The 17,444-nt window shown below is 72.3% G+C and carries 18 protein-coding genes; 1 reads left to right on the forward strand and 17 read right to left on the reverse strand.

The window, feature by feature from the left end; translation table 11 throughout:
- Positions 1-63: 63 nt before the first annotated feature.
- Together amrB and amrS are read right to left on the reverse strand one after the other, a co-directional pair.
- A complete protein-coding gene (gene amrB / locus RM445_RS26265) occupies positions 64-873 on the reverse strand; it encodes an AmmeMemoRadiSam system protein B (protein WP_311559535.1) in 810 nt (269 codons plus the stop codon).
- Positions 874-897: 24 nt separating this feature from the next.
- Entirely contained in the window at positions 898-2,007 is a 1,110-nt protein-coding gene (gene amrS / locus RM445_RS26270) for an AmmeMemoRadiSam system radical SAM enzyme (RefSeq protein ID WP_311559536.1), read from the reverse strand.
- 829 nt (positions 2,008-2,836) lie between these two features.
- On the opposite strand from amrS, the gene RM445_RS26275 reads away from it, so the two are divergent.
- Complete coding sequence (locus tag RM445_RS26275) at positions 2,837-3,208, forward strand: cupin domain-containing protein (RefSeq protein ID WP_311559537.1); 372 nt, start codon at positions 2,837-2,839, stop codon at positions 3,206-3,208.
- 199 nt (positions 3,209-3,407) lie between these two features.
- Here the strand turns inward: RM445_RS26275 and hypE are convergent, their stop codons facing one another.
- From hypE to RM445_RS26345, 15 genes are all read right to left on the reverse strand, one after another.
- Positions 3,408-4,481 (reverse strand): hydrogenase expression/formation protein HypE, encoded by a 1,074-nt coding sequence (gene hypE / locus RM445_RS26280; RefSeq protein ID WP_311559538.1) that lies wholly within the window; start codon positions 4,479-4,481, stop codon positions 3,408-3,410.
- Positions 4,474-5,574 carry a hydrogenase formation protein HypD gene (gene hypD, locus RM445_RS26285; protein WP_311559539.1) on the reverse strand — a complete coding sequence of 367 codons (1,101 nt, stop codon included), beginning with the start codon at positions 5,572-5,574 and terminating at the stop codon, positions 4,474-4,476. Before hypD ends, hypE begins: the two co-directional genes overlap by 8 nt.
- Positions 5,571-5,855 carry a HypC/HybG/HupF family hydrogenase formation chaperone gene (locus RM445_RS26290; protein WP_311559540.1) on the reverse strand — a complete coding sequence of 95 codons (285 nt, stop codon included), beginning with the start codon at positions 5,853-5,855 and terminating at the stop codon, positions 5,571-5,573. Before RM445_RS26290 ends, hypD begins: the two co-directional genes overlap by 4 nt.
- A gap of 2 nt (positions 5,856-5,857) precedes the next feature.
- On the reverse strand, positions 5,858-8,164 hold the full coding sequence (gene hypF, locus RM445_RS26295; protein WP_311559541.1) for a carbamoyltransferase HypF: 2,307 nt from the start codon (positions 8,162-8,164) through the stop codon (positions 5,858-5,860).
- Positions 8,161-8,268, reverse strand: coding sequence for a DUF6893 family small protein (locus tag RM445_RS32525; protein ID WP_397469402.1), 108 nt, complete (start codon positions 8,266-8,268; stop codon positions 8,161-8,163). Before RM445_RS32525 ends, hypF begins: the two co-directional genes overlap by 4 nt.
- A gap of 30 nt (positions 8,269-8,298) precedes the next feature.
- The gene (locus RM445_RS26300; protein WP_311559542.1) at positions 8,299-8,508 is read right to left on the reverse strand and encodes a hypothetical protein; all 210 of its coding nucleotides are present in this window, start codon (positions 8,506-8,508) and stop codon (positions 8,299-8,301) included.
- 14 nt (positions 8,509-8,522) lie between these two features.
- Positions 8,523-9,155 carry a DUF5947 family protein gene (locus RM445_RS26305; protein ID WP_311559544.1) on the reverse strand — a complete coding sequence of 211 codons (633 nt, stop codon included), beginning with the start codon at positions 9,153-9,155 and terminating at the stop codon, positions 8,523-8,525.
- The gene (locus tag RM445_RS26310) at positions 9,152-9,703 is read right to left on the reverse strand and encodes a hypothetical protein (RefSeq protein ID WP_311559545.1); all 552 of its coding nucleotides are present in this window, start codon (positions 9,701-9,703) and stop codon (positions 9,152-9,154) included. The genes RM445_RS26305 and RM445_RS26310 overlap by 4 nt, the downstream gene beginning before the upstream one ends.
- Positions 9,696-11,492, reverse strand: a complete 1,797-nt coding sequence (locus tag RM445_RS26315) for a nickel-dependent hydrogenase large subunit (RefSeq protein ID WP_311559546.1) — start codon at positions 11,490-11,492, stop codon at positions 9,696-9,698. Before RM445_RS26315 ends, RM445_RS26310 begins: the two co-directional genes overlap by 8 nt.
- Positions 11,493-11,517: 25 nt before the next feature.
- Complete coding sequence (locus RM445_RS26320) at positions 11,518-12,582, reverse strand: NADH-quinone oxidoreductase subunit B family protein (RefSeq protein ID WP_311559547.1); 1,065 nt, start codon at positions 12,580-12,582, stop codon at positions 11,518-11,520.
- A gap of 39 nt (positions 12,583-12,621) precedes the next feature.
- Positions 12,622-13,149 (reverse strand): hydrogenase maturation protease, encoded by a 528-nt coding sequence (locus RM445_RS26325; protein ID WP_311559548.1) that lies wholly within the window; start codon positions 13,147-13,149, stop codon positions 12,622-12,624.
- Entirely contained in the window at positions 13,131-14,609 is a 1,479-nt protein-coding gene (locus RM445_RS26330) for a hypothetical protein (protein WP_311559549.1), read from the reverse strand. Before RM445_RS26330 ends, RM445_RS26325 begins: the two co-directional genes overlap by 19 nt.
- A 123-nt stretch (positions 14,610-14,732) precedes the next feature.
- Positions 14,733-15,506 carry a hydrogenase nickel incorporation protein HypB gene (gene hypB / locus RM445_RS26335; RefSeq protein WP_311559550.1) on the reverse strand — a complete coding sequence of 258 codons (774 nt, stop codon included), beginning with the start codon at positions 15,504-15,506 and terminating at the stop codon, positions 14,733-14,735.
- A gap of 2 nt (positions 15,507-15,508) precedes the next feature.
- On the reverse strand, positions 15,509-15,838 hold the full coding sequence (locus tag RM445_RS26340; RefSeq protein ID WP_311559551.1) for a hydrogenase maturation nickel metallochaperone HypA/HybF: 330 nt from the start codon (positions 15,836-15,838) through the stop codon (positions 15,509-15,511).
- Positions 15,839-16,101: 263 nt separating this feature from the next.
- The gene (locus RM445_RS26345) at positions 16,102-16,791 is read right to left on the reverse strand and encodes a hypothetical protein (RefSeq protein WP_311559552.1); all 690 of its coding nucleotides are present in this window, start codon (positions 16,789-16,791) and stop codon (positions 16,102-16,104) included.
- Positions 16,792-17,444 lie beyond the last annotated feature (653 nt).

Below are 17,444 nucleotides of genomic sequence, written 5' to 3' on the forward strand. Positions count from 1 at the left end.
GCCTGGACCGGGCCGGAGGCCGGAGGCCGGATCTCGCCGGCGCGACGCGCCGACGGAGCGGGGTCACTCCGTGGCCTCGCCGGTTGCCTCGTGAAACAGGAAGGCTCCGTATCCGACGACGCGCCCGGGATTGCCTCCGGTGTCGGCCGACGTGGCCAACTGGAGCTGATCGACGACGAGGCCGCGGTCCACGGCATGGCGCAGCAGCCCGCGCAGGGGGTGGAAGCCGCAGGCGTCGCCGGGCTGAAGCGCGTCGCCGTTGCAGGCGAGGACGGCGGCGGCGGTGTGGGTGTCGCGTTCGCGGGCCTGCGCACGGTTCAGGTAATGGCTCAGGTCGGTGGAAACAACGACGATCGTGCCGGCTGCGCCAAGCAGGGTGGTCAGGAGAGTGGCGACCGCCGACGGCGGCGTGCCGCCCACGACGACGGGGAGAACCGGTACCCCCGGGCCCAGCGTGCGGATCAGGAACGGTAGCTGCGTTTCGATGGCATGTTCGCTCGCGTGCGGCTCGTCGTCGACCACGACGGCGGACAACCCGGCCGCGACCGCGCGTGCGTCGGCGTCGACCGGAACCGGACCGAGCGGGGTGGCGAAGGCCCCGACGCTCGGGATCGCCATGCCGTGCAGCGGCGTGAAATGTGCGGGACCGAGCACCACCACACGGCCCACGTTGCCGCGCCACGAAGACAGGTCCGCGTACGCGGCTGCCGCCACCGGGCCGGAGAACCGGAAGCCCGCGTGCGGAGCGACGACGGCGACCGGCCGCGAGCGTCGCCGCGGAGGCGGAACGTCCGCCAGCAGCGCATCCACCAGCGCGGCGAGCGCGTCGGGGTCGTCGGGGTAGAACCGGCCGGCGACTGCCGCCGGACGCACGCGAACCCCGTCACCCTCCACGGGTCAGGACCGGATCCCGCTGGTGATCGACACCGGTACCCGGCGGGGCCCCCAGCGCTCGACCGGACCGTCGTAGCGGCCGGGTAATTCCATCCCGCATCGAGCGCACCGTCCGTCGTCGGTGAGCCGATAGTGGTCGATGCGGTACCAGTCCCGCTCCACCACGGCGGCGCCGCAGCCCGGACAGGTCGTCCGGCCACCCTCGGCGTCGTGGACATTGCCGGCGTAGACGAACCGCAGCCCGTGTCCCAGCGCGATCTGCCGGGCCCGCAGCAGGGTGGCCGGTGGCGTCGGAGGGACGTCGCGCATCTTGAAGTCGGGGTGGAACGCGGTGAAGTGCAGCGGGACGTCGGCGCCGAGGTTGTCGGCGATCCATCCACACTCGGCGTCGATCTCGGCATCCGAGTCGTTGTGCCCGGGGATCAGCAACGTCGTGATCTCGAACCACACGTCCGTCTCCCGCCGCAGGTACACCAGGGTGTCCAGCACCGGCTGCAGGCGTGCCGCACAGGTGCGGCGATAGAAGTCGTCGGTGAACGCCTTCAGGTCCACGTTCGCCGCGTCGAGATGGTTGAACAGCTCTCGCCGCGGCGCGTCGGTCAGGTAGCCCGCCGTCACCGCGACCGCCTTGATCCCCCGGGCCCGGCAGGCGTCCGCGACGTCGATCGCGTACTCGAGGAATATCACCGGGTCGTTGTAGGTCATCGCCACACTGCGACACCCCAACCGGACCGCCGCCTGGGCAATGTCGTCCGGGTTGGCGGCGTCGGACAGCCGGTCGATCTCCCGCGACTTGGAGATGTCCCAGTTCTGGCAGAACCGGCACGCCAGGTTGCAGCCCGCGGTCCCGAACGACAACACCGCACTCCCCGGCAGGAAGTGATTGAGTGGCTTCTTTTCGATCGGATCCACGCAGAACCCGCTCGAGCGACCGTACGAGGTCAACACCACCTGATCGGCGACCCGGCCCCGGACGAAACACAGACCCCGCTGGCCCTCGTGCAACCGACAGGCCCGCGGGCACACGTCGCACTGCACCCGGCCGTCGCCCAGCGAATGCCAGTGTCGACCCGGCACCGTGTAGTGATCATCGAGGCTGATCCCGGACACCACAACCGCCTCCGGCCAGCACCTTACTCAACCTGAGGCCGCATGGGGCACCTTCCGACCTCGATCACCCGCTCGGCCAGACCGCCAACCCGTCGTCGGAGCCTCGGCCGTACCGCGCCGCTCGGACTCAGCGCTGATCCGCGCGTACTCCCGGGCAAGTCGTGGATGTTCAATGCGGGACAGATCCATCATCGCCAACCCGTCCGTCCACGTCCCAGGCTGAGCGACGACTGGGTGAGTCGAAGGCGTGTGGTCAGTGCGCATGTCCCCCTCGGACACATCGACAGACCCTGACCAGTGCGTTCGCTTCGAGCTTTCTCTACTCAGACGCAAATCCGCTGGTCGTGGGCGTGGGGGCTCATCTCCCTCTCGGACACGCGCGCTAACCACACCAGCCTCGTGTGTCGGGCCGGGACGTCCGCCGCCAGCGGGAACGTGACCTCCCTCGTCAAGCCCAGCCACTCAAACCCATGGCTCCCGGACACCCGGGCGGATTCAGTCGACCTGCACCGCGCCCACGTCGGTCGACTAGCTGCTGATCGACCGGGTCCCGCGCGGGCTGCTCGTCGCCCTGGACCGAGTCCTCGGCCGTTACGTCCGTCATCGATGCGTCTCCATGATCAGGGGTTACACAGGTCTTCTGACGATTCCAGGCGCGGCCTGCGGGACGCCAGCGGATGGGCATCGGTGTGGTGGTCGACGGCGGCCGCATCGACCCTGAAGATGTCCAGTCGGCAGAGGCGCCGTCCTCGGCCACTGGGTGCATTGACGAAGTGGCCAAAGTGGAGGACAACGGGGAGCCCACACCCGAGGAACGTGTGCCGGAGGAGTCATGACCGCGACCCAGCCCGTGGAGCACGTGTCGTTCAACAGCCCCGATGAGGTCCGCGAGGGCGAGAACTGGCGGATGGAACTGGTCAACCTCGCCGGAGGGGCGCAGGTGGGCAGGATGACCCTCCAGCCGGGTTGGAAGTGGTCCACGGACGTCAAGCCGGTGGCGGGCACCGACCTGTGTATGGCGCCCCATCAGCAGTACCTGGTCAGTGGACGGATCCACGTGATGATGGCGGACGGAACTGAGATCGACTCGGTGCCCGGTGAGATCACTTCGTTACCGCCGGGGCACGACGCCTGGGTGGTCGGCGACGAGCCGGTAGTGGCCATCGACTGGCAGGGCGCTTCAGTGTGGGCGGTTCGCTCATAGCTCTTGCCGCATGGAAGGCCTGGGCGACCACCGTGGAGACGCTGGCCGCTCGATGAGACCGCGGGTCGGCGGGACCACGTCGAGCACCCAGGCAGCGCCAGCGCGACTCCGTCTCCCTACAGCTGGGCGCTGGAGCAGCTGAGGCCGCGGCCGCGGTGACGACGGGTGCACGCGGCTGACCTGGACGGGCCCGTCCGGGTCAGCAGATGCGGGGCAGCTGCTCACCCACCGGCAGGTCCACCACTCGCGTCGCCCCGAGCCCCGTCCGCGCCACCACCATCGCCGGGTGCTCCGCCGTGACGCGACCGATGACCGCGGCACCGCTTCCGTGGGGGTGTCCGCGCATCACGGCCAGCACCCGGTCCGCGTCGACGGGCGGCACCACGGCCACGAGCCGACCCTCGTTGGCGACGTAGAACGGGTCCAGCCCGAGGATCGCGCAGGCGTCGGCGACCTCGGGCGGGACCGGGACCTGCCGCTCCACGATCTCGATCCCGACGCCGGCCGTGGTGGCGATCTCGTTGAGCGACGCCGCGAGTCCCCCGCGGGTGGGGTCACGCAGCACGTGCACGTCGGCGCCCGTGTCGAGCATCGCGGCGACCAGCCCGTGCAGCGGGGCGGTGTCGCTCTCGACCGCGGTGCCGAACTCCAGGCCCTCGCGGCAGCTGAGCACCGCGACCCCATGCCGTCCGAGGTCGCCGCTGACCAGGACGACGTCACCGGGCCGGGCCCGTCCTGGGCGGATGTCGACGCCGGGACCGACGAGCCCGAGTCCCGCCGTGTTCACGTAGACACCGTCGCCGTGCCCGGCGTCGACGACCTTGGTGTCACCGGTGACCAGCCGCACCCCTGCCGCCCGGGCCGCGGCGCCCAGGGCCTCGGCGACGCGCCCGAGGTCGGCCAACGCCGTGCCCTCCTCGAGGATGAAGGCCGTCGAGAGGTAGAGCGGTTGCGCGCCGGACATCGCCAGGTCGTTGACGGTGCCGTTCACCGCGAGGTCGCCGATCGAGCCGCCCGGGAAGAACAGCGGCCGCACGACGTAGGAGTCCGTGGAGAAGGCGACGCGCGCCGTCCCGACGTCCACCACCGCAGAGTCGCGCAGCTCGCCGACCGGGCCGAACGCGGGCAGGAACAGGTGCTCGACCAGCTCGGCGGACAGCGCGCCGCCGCCCCCGTGGCCCATGACGACGGTCGGCGAGTCGCGAAGGGGCAGCGGGCAGCTCCAGGCGGCGAGATCGACGGGGGCCCCGTTCCGGCCGTTCACCTCAGACACGGGTCAGCTCCAGCCGCCGGTAACGGTGGTAGGCCGCGCACGCCCCCTCGGACGACACCATCGTCGCCCCCAGCGGGTTGCGCGGGGTGCACTCCCTGCCGAACGCCGCGCACTCGTGCGGCTTGAGCAGCCCCTGCAGCACCTCGCCGGAGCGGCAGACCGACGACTCGGCGGTGTGGATGTCCTGCACGGCGAAGCGCCGCTCAGCGTCGAACTCGGCGAACGCCGGGGCGAGCCGCCAGCCGCTCCGCGCGATGACGCCGATGCCGCGCCACGCCCGGTCGGTCACCTCGAAGACCTCCTGCAGCATCGCCTTCGCGGCCGGGTTGCCCTCGGCCGGGACCGCGCGCCGGTAGGCGTTCTCCACCTCGTACCGGCCGGCCTCCAGCTGCACCACCGCGCGGCGGATGCCCTCCAGGATGTCCAGCGGCTCGAACCCGGTGACGACGATCGGCACCCGGTAGCGCTGCGCGAGCGGTGGGTACTCGGCCGTCCCCATCACGCTGCAGACGTGCCCGGCGCCGAGGAAGGCCTGCACCCGGCAGCTCGGCGACTCCATGATCGCGGCGATCGCCGGCGGCACGAGAACGTGCGACACCAGCAACGAGAAGTTGCGGACGCCCAGCCGACGCGCCTGGTACACGGTCATCGCGTTCGCCGGCGCCGTGGTCTCGAAGCCGATGCCGAAGAAGACGACCTCGCGGTCCGGGTTGTCCCGGGCGAGGGTCAGCGCGTCGAGCGGCGAGTAGACGACCCGGACGTCACCGCCCTCGCTCTTGACCCGGAACAGGTCCCGGTCGCTGCCCGGCACGCGCAGCATGTCGCCGAACGAGCAGAAGATCACGTCGGGCCGCGCGGCGATCTCCAGCGCCTTGTCGATGACCTCCAGCGGGGTGACGCACACCGGGCAGCCCGGCCCGTGGATCATCTCGATCCCGGCCGGCAGCAGTTGGTCGATCCCGTGCCGGATGATCGAGTGCGTCTGCCCGCCGCAGACCTCCATGATCGCCCACGGTCGGGTGGTCACGGCGTGGATCCGGTCCAGCAGCCGTGCCGCCAGGTCGGGGTCGGCGAACTCGTCGAGGTACTTCACGACTCCTCCTCCATCTGGCGGGCCGCCGCGGCGAACGGGTCGCCGAACTCCTCCTGCATCAGCCCCAGCCGCTCGAACTCGGCGAGCGACTCGAGCGCCGACCGCTCGTCCAGCCGCTGGATGGCGAACCCGACGTGCACGATCACGTAGTCGCCGATCCCGGCGTCCGGCAGGTACTGCAGGCAGACGTCCTTGCGGACGCCGCCGAAGTCGACCTCGGCCATCAGCGTGTCGTGGCGTTCCTCGACGCCGACGACCCGGCCCGGTACCGCGAGGCACACGGTCAGCCCTCCTTCGTGAGTGTGGCGGAAACGACCAGCTGGCCCAGTGCCAGCCCGCCGTCGTTCGGAGGCACCCGGCGGTGCCGCAGCACGGTGAAGCCGTCCGAGCGCAGCGCCGCGGCCGCGCCGGCGAGCAGCAGCGCGTTGCCGAACACGCCGCCGGAGAGGGCGACGGTGTCCAGGTCGTGCGCGGCGCGGGCCCGCCGAGCCAGCTCGACGACGAGGTCGACGACGGCGGCGTGGAACCGTGCACCCGCGACGCCGGCGGCGACCCCCGCCCGCAGGTCCGCGACCAGCGCGCGGAGGACGGGGGCCGGGTCGGCCAGGAGCGGCTCACCCTCCTGGATCGTGAACGCGTACGCGCCGTCGGCCCGGACGCCCCGCGCGCGGCTCTCCAGCTCGATCGCGGCCTGGGCCTCGAAGTCGACCGTGTGCCGCACGCCGAGCAGGGAGCTGACCGCGTCGAACAGCCGGCCGGCGCTGGAGGTGGGCACGCAGCCCAGCCCGGTGGCGAGCTGGTGGGCCAGCGCGGCGCGCTCGACCGGGGGGCACGCTGCGACCGGGGGCAGGTCGGCGTCCCACGGGATGCCGGCGGCGTGCAGGTGGGCCAGCGCCATCCGGTACGGCCGGAGTACCGACGCGTCGCCGCCGGGGAGCGGCACGTAGGCCAGGTGCGCGAACCGACGGAACCCGCGGTAGTCGGCGACGAGCACCTCTCCGCCCCACACCGCGCCGTCCGTGCCGTAGCCCGTGCCGTCGAACGCCACGCCGACCACGGGCCCGGCGTGCCCGTGCTCAGCCATCACCGCAGCGACGTGCGCGTGGTGGTGCTGCACGGTCCGCAGAGGACGGCCGGCGGCGTGCCGGGTGGCCCAGGCGCGGGAGCGGTAGCGCGGGTGGGCGTCCGCCGCGAGGTGGTCCGGAACGACGCCGCTGAGGTGCTCCAGATGCCGCTCGGCGGTGTCGAAGGCGGCGAGGGTGGCCAGGTCGTCCATGTCGCCGATGTGCCCGCTCAGCCAGGCGGACCGGCCCGAGCCCAGGCAGCAGGTGTTCTTGAGGTCGCCCCCGACGGCCAGGGTGGGCGGCACCGGGAACGGCAGCGGCACCGGCAGCGGGGCGTAGCCGCGGGAGCGGCGCAGCGGCAGCACCTCGCCGTCGACCACGCGGACGACCGAGTCGTCACACGGCACGGCGATGCGGCGGTCGTGACCCAGCCACCCGTCGACGAGCGGCGCCAGCCGCACGCGGGCGTCCGCGTCGTCCGACGCGATCGGCTCGCCCCCGAGGTTGCCCGAGGTCATCACCAGGGGCGCCGACGGGGGCTCGCCGGGCAGGCCGAGCAGCAGGTGGTGGACCGGGGTGTAGGGCAGCAGCAGGCCGACGTCCGGACTGCCCGGTGCCACGGACGGCGCGAGCCCCCCGCCCCGGCGCGGCAGCAGGACGATGGGCCGGGCCGGCCCGGTGAGCAGGTCTTTGGCGACGAGGTCGATGTCGGCGAGCGCGCGGGCGGCGGCGAGGTTGCGGACCATCACGGCGAACGGCTTGCCGCCCCGCCGCTTGCGCGCCCGCAGGGTCGCGACCGCGCGCTCGTCGGTCGCCACGGCCGCCAGGTGGTAGCCGCCCAGCCCCTTGACCGCGAGGACACCGCCCGTGGCCAGCAGTGCCTTCGCTGCGGACAGGGCCGGTTCGCCGGTCGCGGCCGTTCCGTCGGCCCCGAGGAACTCCAGCCGCGGCCCGCAGGCCGGGCAGGCGATCGGCTGGGCGTGGAAGCGCCGGTCGGCGGGGTCGGCGTACTCGCGGGCGCAGTCGGCGCACATCGGGAAGCCGGCCATCGTGGTCGCCGGCCGGTCGTAGGGCAGGTCGGTGATGACCGTGAACCGCGGCCCGCAGTTGGTGCAGCTGACGAACGGGTGCCGGTACCGGCGGTCGGTCGGGTCGGCGAGCTCACGCAGGCAGTCGGCACAGGTGGCGACGTCAGGAGGCGCGGGCGTGCGGTCGCCGGCCGCGGCGCGGGAGGCCTCGATGGTGAAGCCGGTACCGCCGCACGGCTCCAGCTCGTCGACCTGCACGTCCTGGACCCGCGCGAGCGGCGGTGGCTCGGCCCGCAGCACCCGGGAGAACTCGGCCACCGCGCCGTCGCGCCCCTCGACCTCGACGACCACCCCGCCGGAGTCGTTGCGCACCGACCCGGTCAGCGCCAGCCGCCCGGCCGTGGCGTGCACGAACGGGCGGAACCCGACGCCCTGCACCAGGCCGCGCACGACGAAGCGGCGCCGCACGACGGCCTCCGCGACGCGCAGGCCGCTCACATCCGCGCGATCTTCAGGTAGCGGCGCATCGCCGGGTACTCCTTCCACAGGGCCGCGGCGACGGCGGCGCCGGCGGCCAGCAGCAGGCCTCGTCCGATGGTCACGACGTCCTCCGTGTGCTCGACGGGATCGGGTCAGCCGGGCGGCAGGTTGGGCATGCTCGGCAGGATCGCGTTGTGACGCTTGGGGCTGACGCCCGTGGAGCGCCGGGCGTCGGCGGTGTCGTCGTCGTGGTGGCCCGGCTGCTTCTCGTAGTTGCGGGGCGCGTTGCCCTGCGGCACGCCCTTCGTGTGCGCCGAGGCGTCGACCTTCACATCCGGCTTGCCCACCCGGATCTCGGCCATGGCCGCTCCTCTCGTCAGCTGTGGTGCAGACCCTCGAAGAACCGGTCGATCGCGGGCCACACCCGGTCGCCGCCGGACAGCCCCGTCCACTCCGCGCGGATCAGCGCCACCAGCCGGTAGCAATCGTCGATCGGCACGATCCAGTGCTCGCGCGCACCCCGGGCGGTGTTCACCAGGAACGCCTGCACGCCGGGCTGCAGGTCGCGCAGCGCCGGACACCGCTCCCGCGCCCCCAGCCAGGCGTCGGCGTCGACGTCCCACTCCGTCGCCCCGACCGGGCTCGGGTAGTGCGCAACCACCGCGCCGTCGTCGCCCAGCACGAAGAACGCCAGGCCCACCGGGACGCCCAGCTCGGCGGGGGCGAACTCCGTTAGCCGCAGCCGGTCCCGCGGAACGAGGCGGTAGTGCCCGCGGCCGGCCGCCTCGCGCTCGAACAGCAGCGCGCAGCCCTGGCAGACGCACTGCAGCTCGCCGCCGCGCAGGTCGAGGACGTGCCGGTGGCGTTCGGGGACGGTGACGGCGCACAGGTCGCAGCGCTCCGCCGTGGCCGCCGTGGCCGCGGAGGCCGCGGACCGGCGGCGGATCACCCGGCCCAGCGCCCCCCACGCCGCCGGCCGTGCCGTCCGTTCCGCGGGCCCGGCCGTCACGGGCCCACCCCGGCAGGTCGCTGCGTCAACGAGTCGAGGGGGACGAACGCCGGAGCGCGCGGGGGCGTCTCCCGGCGGACGTCGTGCAGCTCCGGTGCGACCGCCAGCACCGCGGTGCGGACCTCCTCCTCGACGCCGGCCGAGCCGCATCCGGACAGCGTGAGCCGCACGTGCGCCACCCCGTCGTCCAGGCCGGTCAGCGCGACCTCGCCGCCGCGCTCACGCAGCGCGGGTGCCATCTCGTCCAGCGCCCGGGCGACCCGGCGGTCGACCGGATCGGGGTGGAGGCCGTGCAGCACCAGCAGGTGCCCGAGCAGCTCGTCCGCGACGAACGCCCCCGGATCGGCCGTGAGCGCCAGCGTCCGGGCCAGCGCCTCGCCGTAGACCTCGGCGAGCGCCGCCACCGCCTCCAGCGCCAGCTCTCCGGCCGGTCCCGGGATCTGCTCGACGCGGTCGAGCAGCTCGTCGAGGCCGGTCAGCCGCTCCCGCACCGCCGCGTCGTCCAGCCGGTCCACGCTGGGGTCGTCCACCCGCAGGGGCTCAGCCATGGTTGGCGCCGAACATCGGCGAGTGCACCTTCTGCAGCGTGCGGCCGTTCCCCAGGTACATGTGCACGCCGCAGGGCAGGCACGGGTCGAAGCTGCGGACGGCACGCATGATATCGACGCCCTTGAAGTCGTCCGGCCCGTTCTCCTCGAAGATCGGCATGTCCTGGACGGCGTCCTCGTAGGGGCCCGGGGTGCCGTAGCTGTCGCGCGGGCTGCCGTTCCACGGCGTCGGCGGGTACGGGTGGTAGTTGGCGATCTTGCCCTTCTGGATCACCATGTGGTGCGACAGGACCCCGCGCACGGCCTCGTGGAAGCCGCACCCGATCGCCGTGTCCGGGACGTCGAAGCCCTGGAAGACCTTGCTGTCGCCGTCCCGCATCCGCGCCATGGCCTGCTCGAGGAAGTGCACCGCCATGCCCGCCGCGTAGGCGACGAAGTAGACCCGCGCGCGGTTGCGCTCGATCGCGTTCGACCAAGCCGGCGGCCGCCACTCCAGCGTCGTCTCCGGCAGGGTGCGGCTCTTCGGCAGCGAGATCTGCACACCCCCGCCCCGCGCCGTCACGTACGGCGTGTCCACCAGCCCGGCCAACGCGGTGGTGTAGAGCCGGGCGAACGGGCCGCCGCCGGTGTCGAGGGCGAGGTGGTCGCCCGTGGCCTTGTCGAACCAGCGCGGGCTCATCACCCAGCTGTACTTCTCGTCGAAGTTGCGCTTCTGCGGCTCGGGCAGCGTGGTCTGGTTCCACGGGTGGCGCATGTCCACCGGGTTGCCGAGCGGGTCGTGCGTGACGAACGGCGCCTCGTTCACCCAGTCCTTGTAGAAGGAGCTGCCGAGGAGGATCCGGATCCCGAGGTTGATGTCCACCAGGTCCGTGGTGAGCAGCTTCCCGTCGACGACGATCCCGGGCGTCACGAACATCGCCCGGCCCCAGTCGGTCATCGTCTCGTAGCGGTAGTCGACGACCTCGGGGTCCTGGAACGCGCCCCAGCAGCCCAGCAGCACCCGCCGGCGGCCGACGTCCTCGTAGCCGGGCAGCGCCTCGTACCAGAAGTCGAAGATGTCGTCGTTGAGCGCGACGGCCTTCTTGACGAAGTCGAGGATGTCGAGCAGCCGGCTGAGGTAGTCGGTGAACAGCGTCGGCTCGGGCATCGTGCCGACGCCGCCGGGATAGACCGTCGACGGATGGACGTGCCGGCCCTCCATCAGGCAGAACATCTCGCGCGTGACCCGCGAGACCTTCAGCGCCTCCTTGTAGACCTCGCCCTCGAACGGGTTGAACGCGCGCATGATGTCGGCGATCGTCCGCAGCCCGTGCACGTCGGCACGAGGCGACGGCGTGTTCTCCGCCCGCGCCAGCACGGACGGGTTGGTCTGCCGGACCATCGCCTCGCAGAAGTCCACGAACACCAGGTTGTCCTGGAAGATCGTGTGATCGAACAGGTACTCCGCGGCCTCGCCGAGGTTGACGATCCACTCGGCCATCTTCGGGGTCTTGATCCCGTAGGCCATGTTCTGCGCGTACACCGAGCAGACGGTGTGGTTGTCCCCGCAGATCCCGCAGATGCGGCTGGTGATGAAGCCGGCGTCGCGCGGGTCCTTGCCCTTCATGAACACGGAGTAGCCGCGGAACAGCGACGACGTACTGTGGCACTCGGTGACGACCTGGTTGGCGAAGTCGATCTTCGTGTAGATGCCGAGGTTCCCGATGATCCGGGTGATCGGGTCCCACGCCATCTCCACGATCTGGCCGGGCTTGCGCTGACCGGTGGAGGCCTGCTCGGTGGCGGTCATGTCGTCTTCCCTTCGGTCAGGCGGGTCAGGGCCGGTAGCGCGGGTCGTAACCGCTGGTCAGCGCCTCCTTGTTGTGCCTCCACTTCGGCTCCTTGTTCACCGTGCCGTTGGTGATGCCGCGCATCCGGCGGATGAAGGCGCCGTAGGGCTTCGCGGCCAGCGACGACACGCTCGCCCCCGGCGGCATGTCCATGAACGGCATGAACTTGTCCGGGAAGCCCGGCATCGTGCAGCCGATGCAGATCCCGCCGACGTTCGGGCAGCCGCCGATGCCGCCCATCCAGCCCCGCTTGGGGACGTTGCAGTTCACGACCGGGCCCCAACAGCCGATCTTGACCTGGCACTTGGGCGAGTTGTAGTCCTTCGCGAAGTCGGCCTGCTCGTAGTAGCCGGCCCGGTCACAGCCCTCGTGCACGGTCCGCCCGAAGATCCACTGTGGGCGCAGCAGCTCGTCCAGCGGAGGCGGCGGCGCGGCGCCCGCCGCGTGGTAGAGCAGCCAGGTCAGCGTCTCCATGAAGTTGTCGGGCTGCACCGGGCAGCCGGGGACGTTGACGATCGGCAGTCCGGCGGTGCTGCGGAAGTCCCAGCCCAGGTAGTCGGCGAGGCCCATGGCACCGGTCGGGTTGCCCGCCATCGCGTGGATGCCGCCGTACGTGGCGCACGTGCCGATCGCCACGACCCCCCAGGCGCGCGGCGCGAGCCGGTCGATCCACCAGTTCAGGGTGAGCGGCTCGCCGGTGCGCTCGTCGTTGCCGAACGAGGTCCAGTACCCGTCACCGTTGATGTTCTCGTTCGGGATCGACCCCTCGATCACCAGGACGAACGGCGCGAGCTCGCCGCGGGCCGCCGCGCGGAACGGGGCCAGGTACTCCTCGCCGCCCAGCGTCGGCGAGAGCACCTTGTTGTACAGGTGGACCGTCGGCAGGCCCGGGACCAGGCCCGTGACGACGTCCTCGATCGCCGGCTGGGACGCCGCGGTGACCGACACCGTGTCCCCGTCGCAGCTCAACCCTTCCGAGATCCAGAGGATGTGCACCTCGTCCACACCCTGGGGCCGGCCGTTCGTCGACCCCGTCGTCTCGACCGTCATCGGGAGTCCCTCCGTCGTCGCGCGCTCGTCCCCTCGTGCTCAGTTCCGTACCGCGGCGACCCCGACCTCGGCCGCCACCACCTCTGCCGCCACCACCTCGGACACCAACCGCACCGCCGCGTCGACCGCCGCCGCCACCGGTTCCGAGAGCCCCATCCGCTCGGCGACGTCCGCGGGCACGCAGCCGACCACCAGCACCCGGTCCACGGTCCCGCCCAGGTCGTGCAGCAGGGCGAGCACCGCTGCCGGGTGCATCCCGTGCGCGTCCACCGGCGCCCCACCGCCCATGGGGTCGACCTGCAGCACGGCGAGCGTGCCTGGCGGGTCGTCGAGCGGGACGGCGTCGACGATCACGACGGTGCGGTGCCGGCCGTCGAGCAGGTCGTAGGCGAGGTGCACGCCGCGGATGCCGTAATCGGCGACGTCCACCCCGGCCGGCAGCGTCGCCAGGTGGAGCCGCCGGACGACCTCCACACCGAACCCGTCGTCGCCGAGGAAGACGTTGCCGATGCCGGCCACCAGCACGCGGCCGGCTGCTGCGCGCTCGTTCACGGCGCGCCGTCGCACGGGACGACCTCGTCCGGGGCGAAGTAGTGGTGACGGCCGTACCACCGGTGCAGGTCCGCGCCCGGGTCGTCGTCCACGGTCACCGCGAGGTGCGTGGACCCGTCGACGTCGAGCAGCACGGCCTCGACGTGCGCCGAACGGCCCTCGAGGAACATGTCGTGCACGTCGGTGCCCCGGGCCCGCGGGTGCAGGCGCACCCGGGACCCCCGCGCCACCCGGACCCCGTCGACGAGCACCGCGTCCGTCCCCGGGGAGACCGACGCGTCCGCGCCCGGGTCCCACCAGGGCGCTGACGGCTCCGGCAGCGGCGGCGGGCCGACCCCGTCCTCGGCCGCCGCGATGGCAACGGGGGCGGGTCCGACCGGCTTCTGACCGACCGGGGTGAGCGAGCGCACCGCGCCGTGCAGCCGGGCGAGCACCTCCCGCGGGATCGCGTCCGCCCGGTCGATCACCTCCGCGGCCCGGGCGTCGGTGGCCCGCGCCTCGCGCTTCTCCTCGTCGGTGAGGGTCAGCGTGCGCAGGGTCAGGATCTCGTCGATCTCGCCGGCGTCGAACAGGTCGCCCGGGCTCTCCGGCGCCACCCTCGGGTGGTCGTAGAGGATGATCGGCGAGGAGAGGACCACTGCGGACGGGGCGTCGTCGCCCCCGGCCAGCACCGGGAACGTGTGCAGGTTGACGCAGGCGCCGGCGGCGTGGGCGGCCCAGGCGGGCGGGTCGAGCAGCGACAGGAACGCCCCGTGGCGCACGCCCAGCAGGGTGTGCGCGGCGACGAGGGAGCGGCGCAGCGCGTCGGGCCGGGGCGCGTCGGCGGCCAGGTCCGCGACGGTGTTCTCGACCTCCACGCGCAGGACGTGCAGGAGGAACGGGGCCGGCGCGTCCGCCCTCGACGCGCGCACGACGGCCGAGACCGGCGCGCGCGTGCGGACAACCCGTCCCGCCCCGTCCGGCAGCGCCTCCGCCTCCTCGCCGCCGGGGAACTCGACCGGAGTGACGTACGGGGCGCCGTGCAGGGAGGTGAGGTCGACGACGATGTCGACCTCACGCGGCACGGCCTCGTCGAACGTCAGGTGGCGGACGCCGCCGGCCTCCAGCGCGTCCACCTCGCGGTCCGTCTCGTCCCGCACGGACCGGTGCTGGAGCTGCAGGAACCGCAGCCGCACGAAGACCCGGGCATCCGGTGCGGCCTCCAGCAGGCACTCGGTCCGCTGCTGCCAGGCGTCCGCGGCGCCGGCCACGGTCGGCGCGGCCGGCCCGCCGGCCTCGATCCAGCTCCGCGGAGCGAGGACGCCGAACTGCCAGCGCACCCGGTTCTTCCCCGACGACCGCCGGTAGGGGTAGAGGAGGTAGCCCTCATAGAGCACCGCGTCCGCCACGGCGCGCGCGGCGGCGAACCCCGCCGGACACCCCGACGCGTCGGACTCCGGTGTGTGGGGGTGGGACGCGCCCGACGGCACGGTCACGGGGATCGCCGCCCGTACCCGCCAGCCGTCGTCGAGTCCTGCATGGTTCCCCCCGACCGAAGGGCCAACCCCACTGTGATGCTGGTCACAGCGATCATCACTGTACTCGCGGTGGGTGGGACGTCAACCGGCGAAGCCGGGGGTGCCCAGCCAGGCGTACCAGGCCGCCAGGCCCTCCCCGGTCGTCGCCGAGATGAGCAGGACCTGCGCCGCCGGGTTGATCCTCCGGATCCGCTCCGCGCACAACTCCGGGTCGAAGTCCACGTACGGGAGCAGGTCCACCTTGTTGACCAGCACCAGGTCCGCGGTACGGAACATGTGCGGGTACTTGGCCGGCTTGTCCGCGCCCTCGGTGACCGACATGACCACCACCCGGCTCGTCTCGCCGAGGTCGAACAGTGCCGGGCAGACCAGGTTGCCGACGTTCTCGACGAACACCAGCGACCCCGCCGCCACGTCGAGCGCGTCGAGGCCGCGCCGCAGCATCGCGGCGTCGAGGTGGCAGCCCTCTCCGGTGTTGATCTGGACGACCGGGCAGCCGGTGGCGCGGATCCGCTCGGCGTCCAGCAGCGTCTCCTGGTCACCCTCCACCACGGCCATGGGCCGCGGTGCGAGCTCGCGGACCGTCCGGGCGAGCAGGGTCGTCTTGCCCGACCCGGGTGAGCTCATCAGGTTGACGGCGACGACGCCGCGCTCGGCCAGGAGGCGGCGGTTGTCGGCGGCGAGCAGGTCGTTGCGCGCCAGCACCCGTTCCTCGAGGACGACGGTGCGTGATACGTGCTCGTGCTCGCCGTGCCCGTGCCCGTGCCCGTGCCCGTGGCCTTGCCGAGAGCCGGCGGCGGCCCCGAACGTGGTGAAGCGCGGGCCCTCCGAGCCGCACCCGCACGTCGCGCACATCCTCAGACCACCTCCACCGCGCGCACGAGCAGCTCATCTCCGCCGACGACCTCGACGTCGGCACTGCCGCACGGGCAGAGCACGACCAGCCCCTCCACCGCGAAGGCGCACCCGCAGGAGCGGCACCGCGCCCGGCCCGGCGGCTCGTCGATCTCCAGCCGAGCACCTTCGACCGGCGAGCCGGCCGCCACCAGGTCGAAGCAGAACCGGACGGCCTCCGGCACGACCCCGGAGACCTTGCCGATCCGCAGGTACACGGCCGTGACCCGGGCGCTGTCGGTCCGCTCGACGATCATCTCGACGATGCCCTGGGTGATGGCGAGCTCGTGCATCGCGGCTCCTCGGTGACGTCTGGGCAGTGTGGCCCGGATCACCGTCGAAGGAAATGCTTCAGGACGGAACCGGATTCGTCGCGGCGCGAGGGACGACTCCAGCCGGTCCGCCGGCCCCACTGGACAGCTCAGCGCCACGACATGGCTGCCGACCGTCACGTCGTCGGGGACACCGCGTAAGAACTCGACGACCACGTCGACGTCGTCGGTCCACGCCCTCTCGACAGTCTCGACGGGCGGTCACCAGCAGACGCCGCGGAGGGTCACCCGGTGCGCGTCACCCGCCTCGGCAGCTGCTTCCGCAAGGCTTGGACCAGCTCCTGGGCCTCCTGGGCCGCATGCTGTGCCATCTCAGCGGCCTGCGCCTTCTCGCTCGCCTGCGCACGCAACTGCTGCGCCTTCTCGACGGCCTGCGCACGAGCCTGCTGCGCCTTCTCGATGGCCTGCGCACGAGCCTGCTGCGCCTTCTCGATGGCCTGCGCACGAGCCTGCGCCTTGGCAGCGGCGCGAGCGCGTGTCTTCTGCGCCTTGTCCCGGCCCCGTCCGGTGGGCCCCGCCTCGTCGCTCAGCGCGTCGACCGTGTCGCCGACGAGGCTGCGCGCCTGCTGGTCAAGGGCACCGGCCAGACCATCCGCGGTCCGCGACGACCGCCGGCTCCGTCGGCGACGGAGCCACAACACCAGTACGACAAATGCCAAGGCTGCCGCGGCCTTACCCCGGTTCGCGGCGGCCTGAGCGCGAACCTGCGGAGCCTTCTCCATCGCCTGGCCGCGTAGTTGCGCAGCCCTGGCCGCCGCTTGAGCGCGGACCTGCTCGGCCCTGCTTTCACGACCGGTCTCGACGTCAACGGCGCGCTCCGGTGCGTCCACGCTCTCGCGATCGCGAGAAGTGCCGTTGATCTCGGCGGGAGCCGCCGCGGGATCGCCGAGGGACTCACCGGGTAGCCGGCCCACTGGTCCACCCGCGGGAGGGTGAGGGGAACTCATCGCTACGTCCGCTCCTTCACAGCGTTGTGATCGCGCACTACCTGTCGTCTGGATCAGGCGAGTCGAGGTCAACATCAACTAAGCCGAGCTGAGAGAACGACCACACCCGCGGTCGAAGTCCGGCGAACCTACCCTGCCGTCTGCATGCCGCCGCCTGTCCCGGCCACGGGTCGACCGGATGAGTCGACGGCCAAGCCGGTCGGGTTGCTCACCCGTCCTGGGTGACTCGCTCACGGCGGAGCATTACCCCACCTCGACACGGCCTACCCGCCGGGCACCGCTGTCGTCATGTCAACGAACGCGGCAGCGGGGCGCCGCTGCCCGCCGGTTCCGCTCGAGATCGTGGCCGTCGGCGGTCGGCGGTCGGCGGTCGGCGGTCACCGCCTCGGCCATCTCCCGCTGCCACGCCCGTGACGTCACGGGATCCTGGAACTCCACGGTGGGTGTCCGCCCGTAGAACACCAATGCTGTGGTGGGTGAGCCTGGGATCAACCCGCGGGGATCTGCCTCGGTATGGCAGGGTTCGTACGTGACGCACGGGTCGAAGGCCGACGCCCACGTACCCGAGGTGCTCGTCTCGAGTCTGCATCGCGCAGCTCGTGTCGAGGACGCCGTCCACG

It is taken from the genome of Pseudonocardia charpentierae (assembly GCF_031845345.1).
Classification (GTDB): domain Bacteria; phylum Actinomycetota; class Actinomycetes; order Mycobacteriales; family Pseudonocardiaceae; genus Pseudonocardia; species Pseudonocardia charpentierae.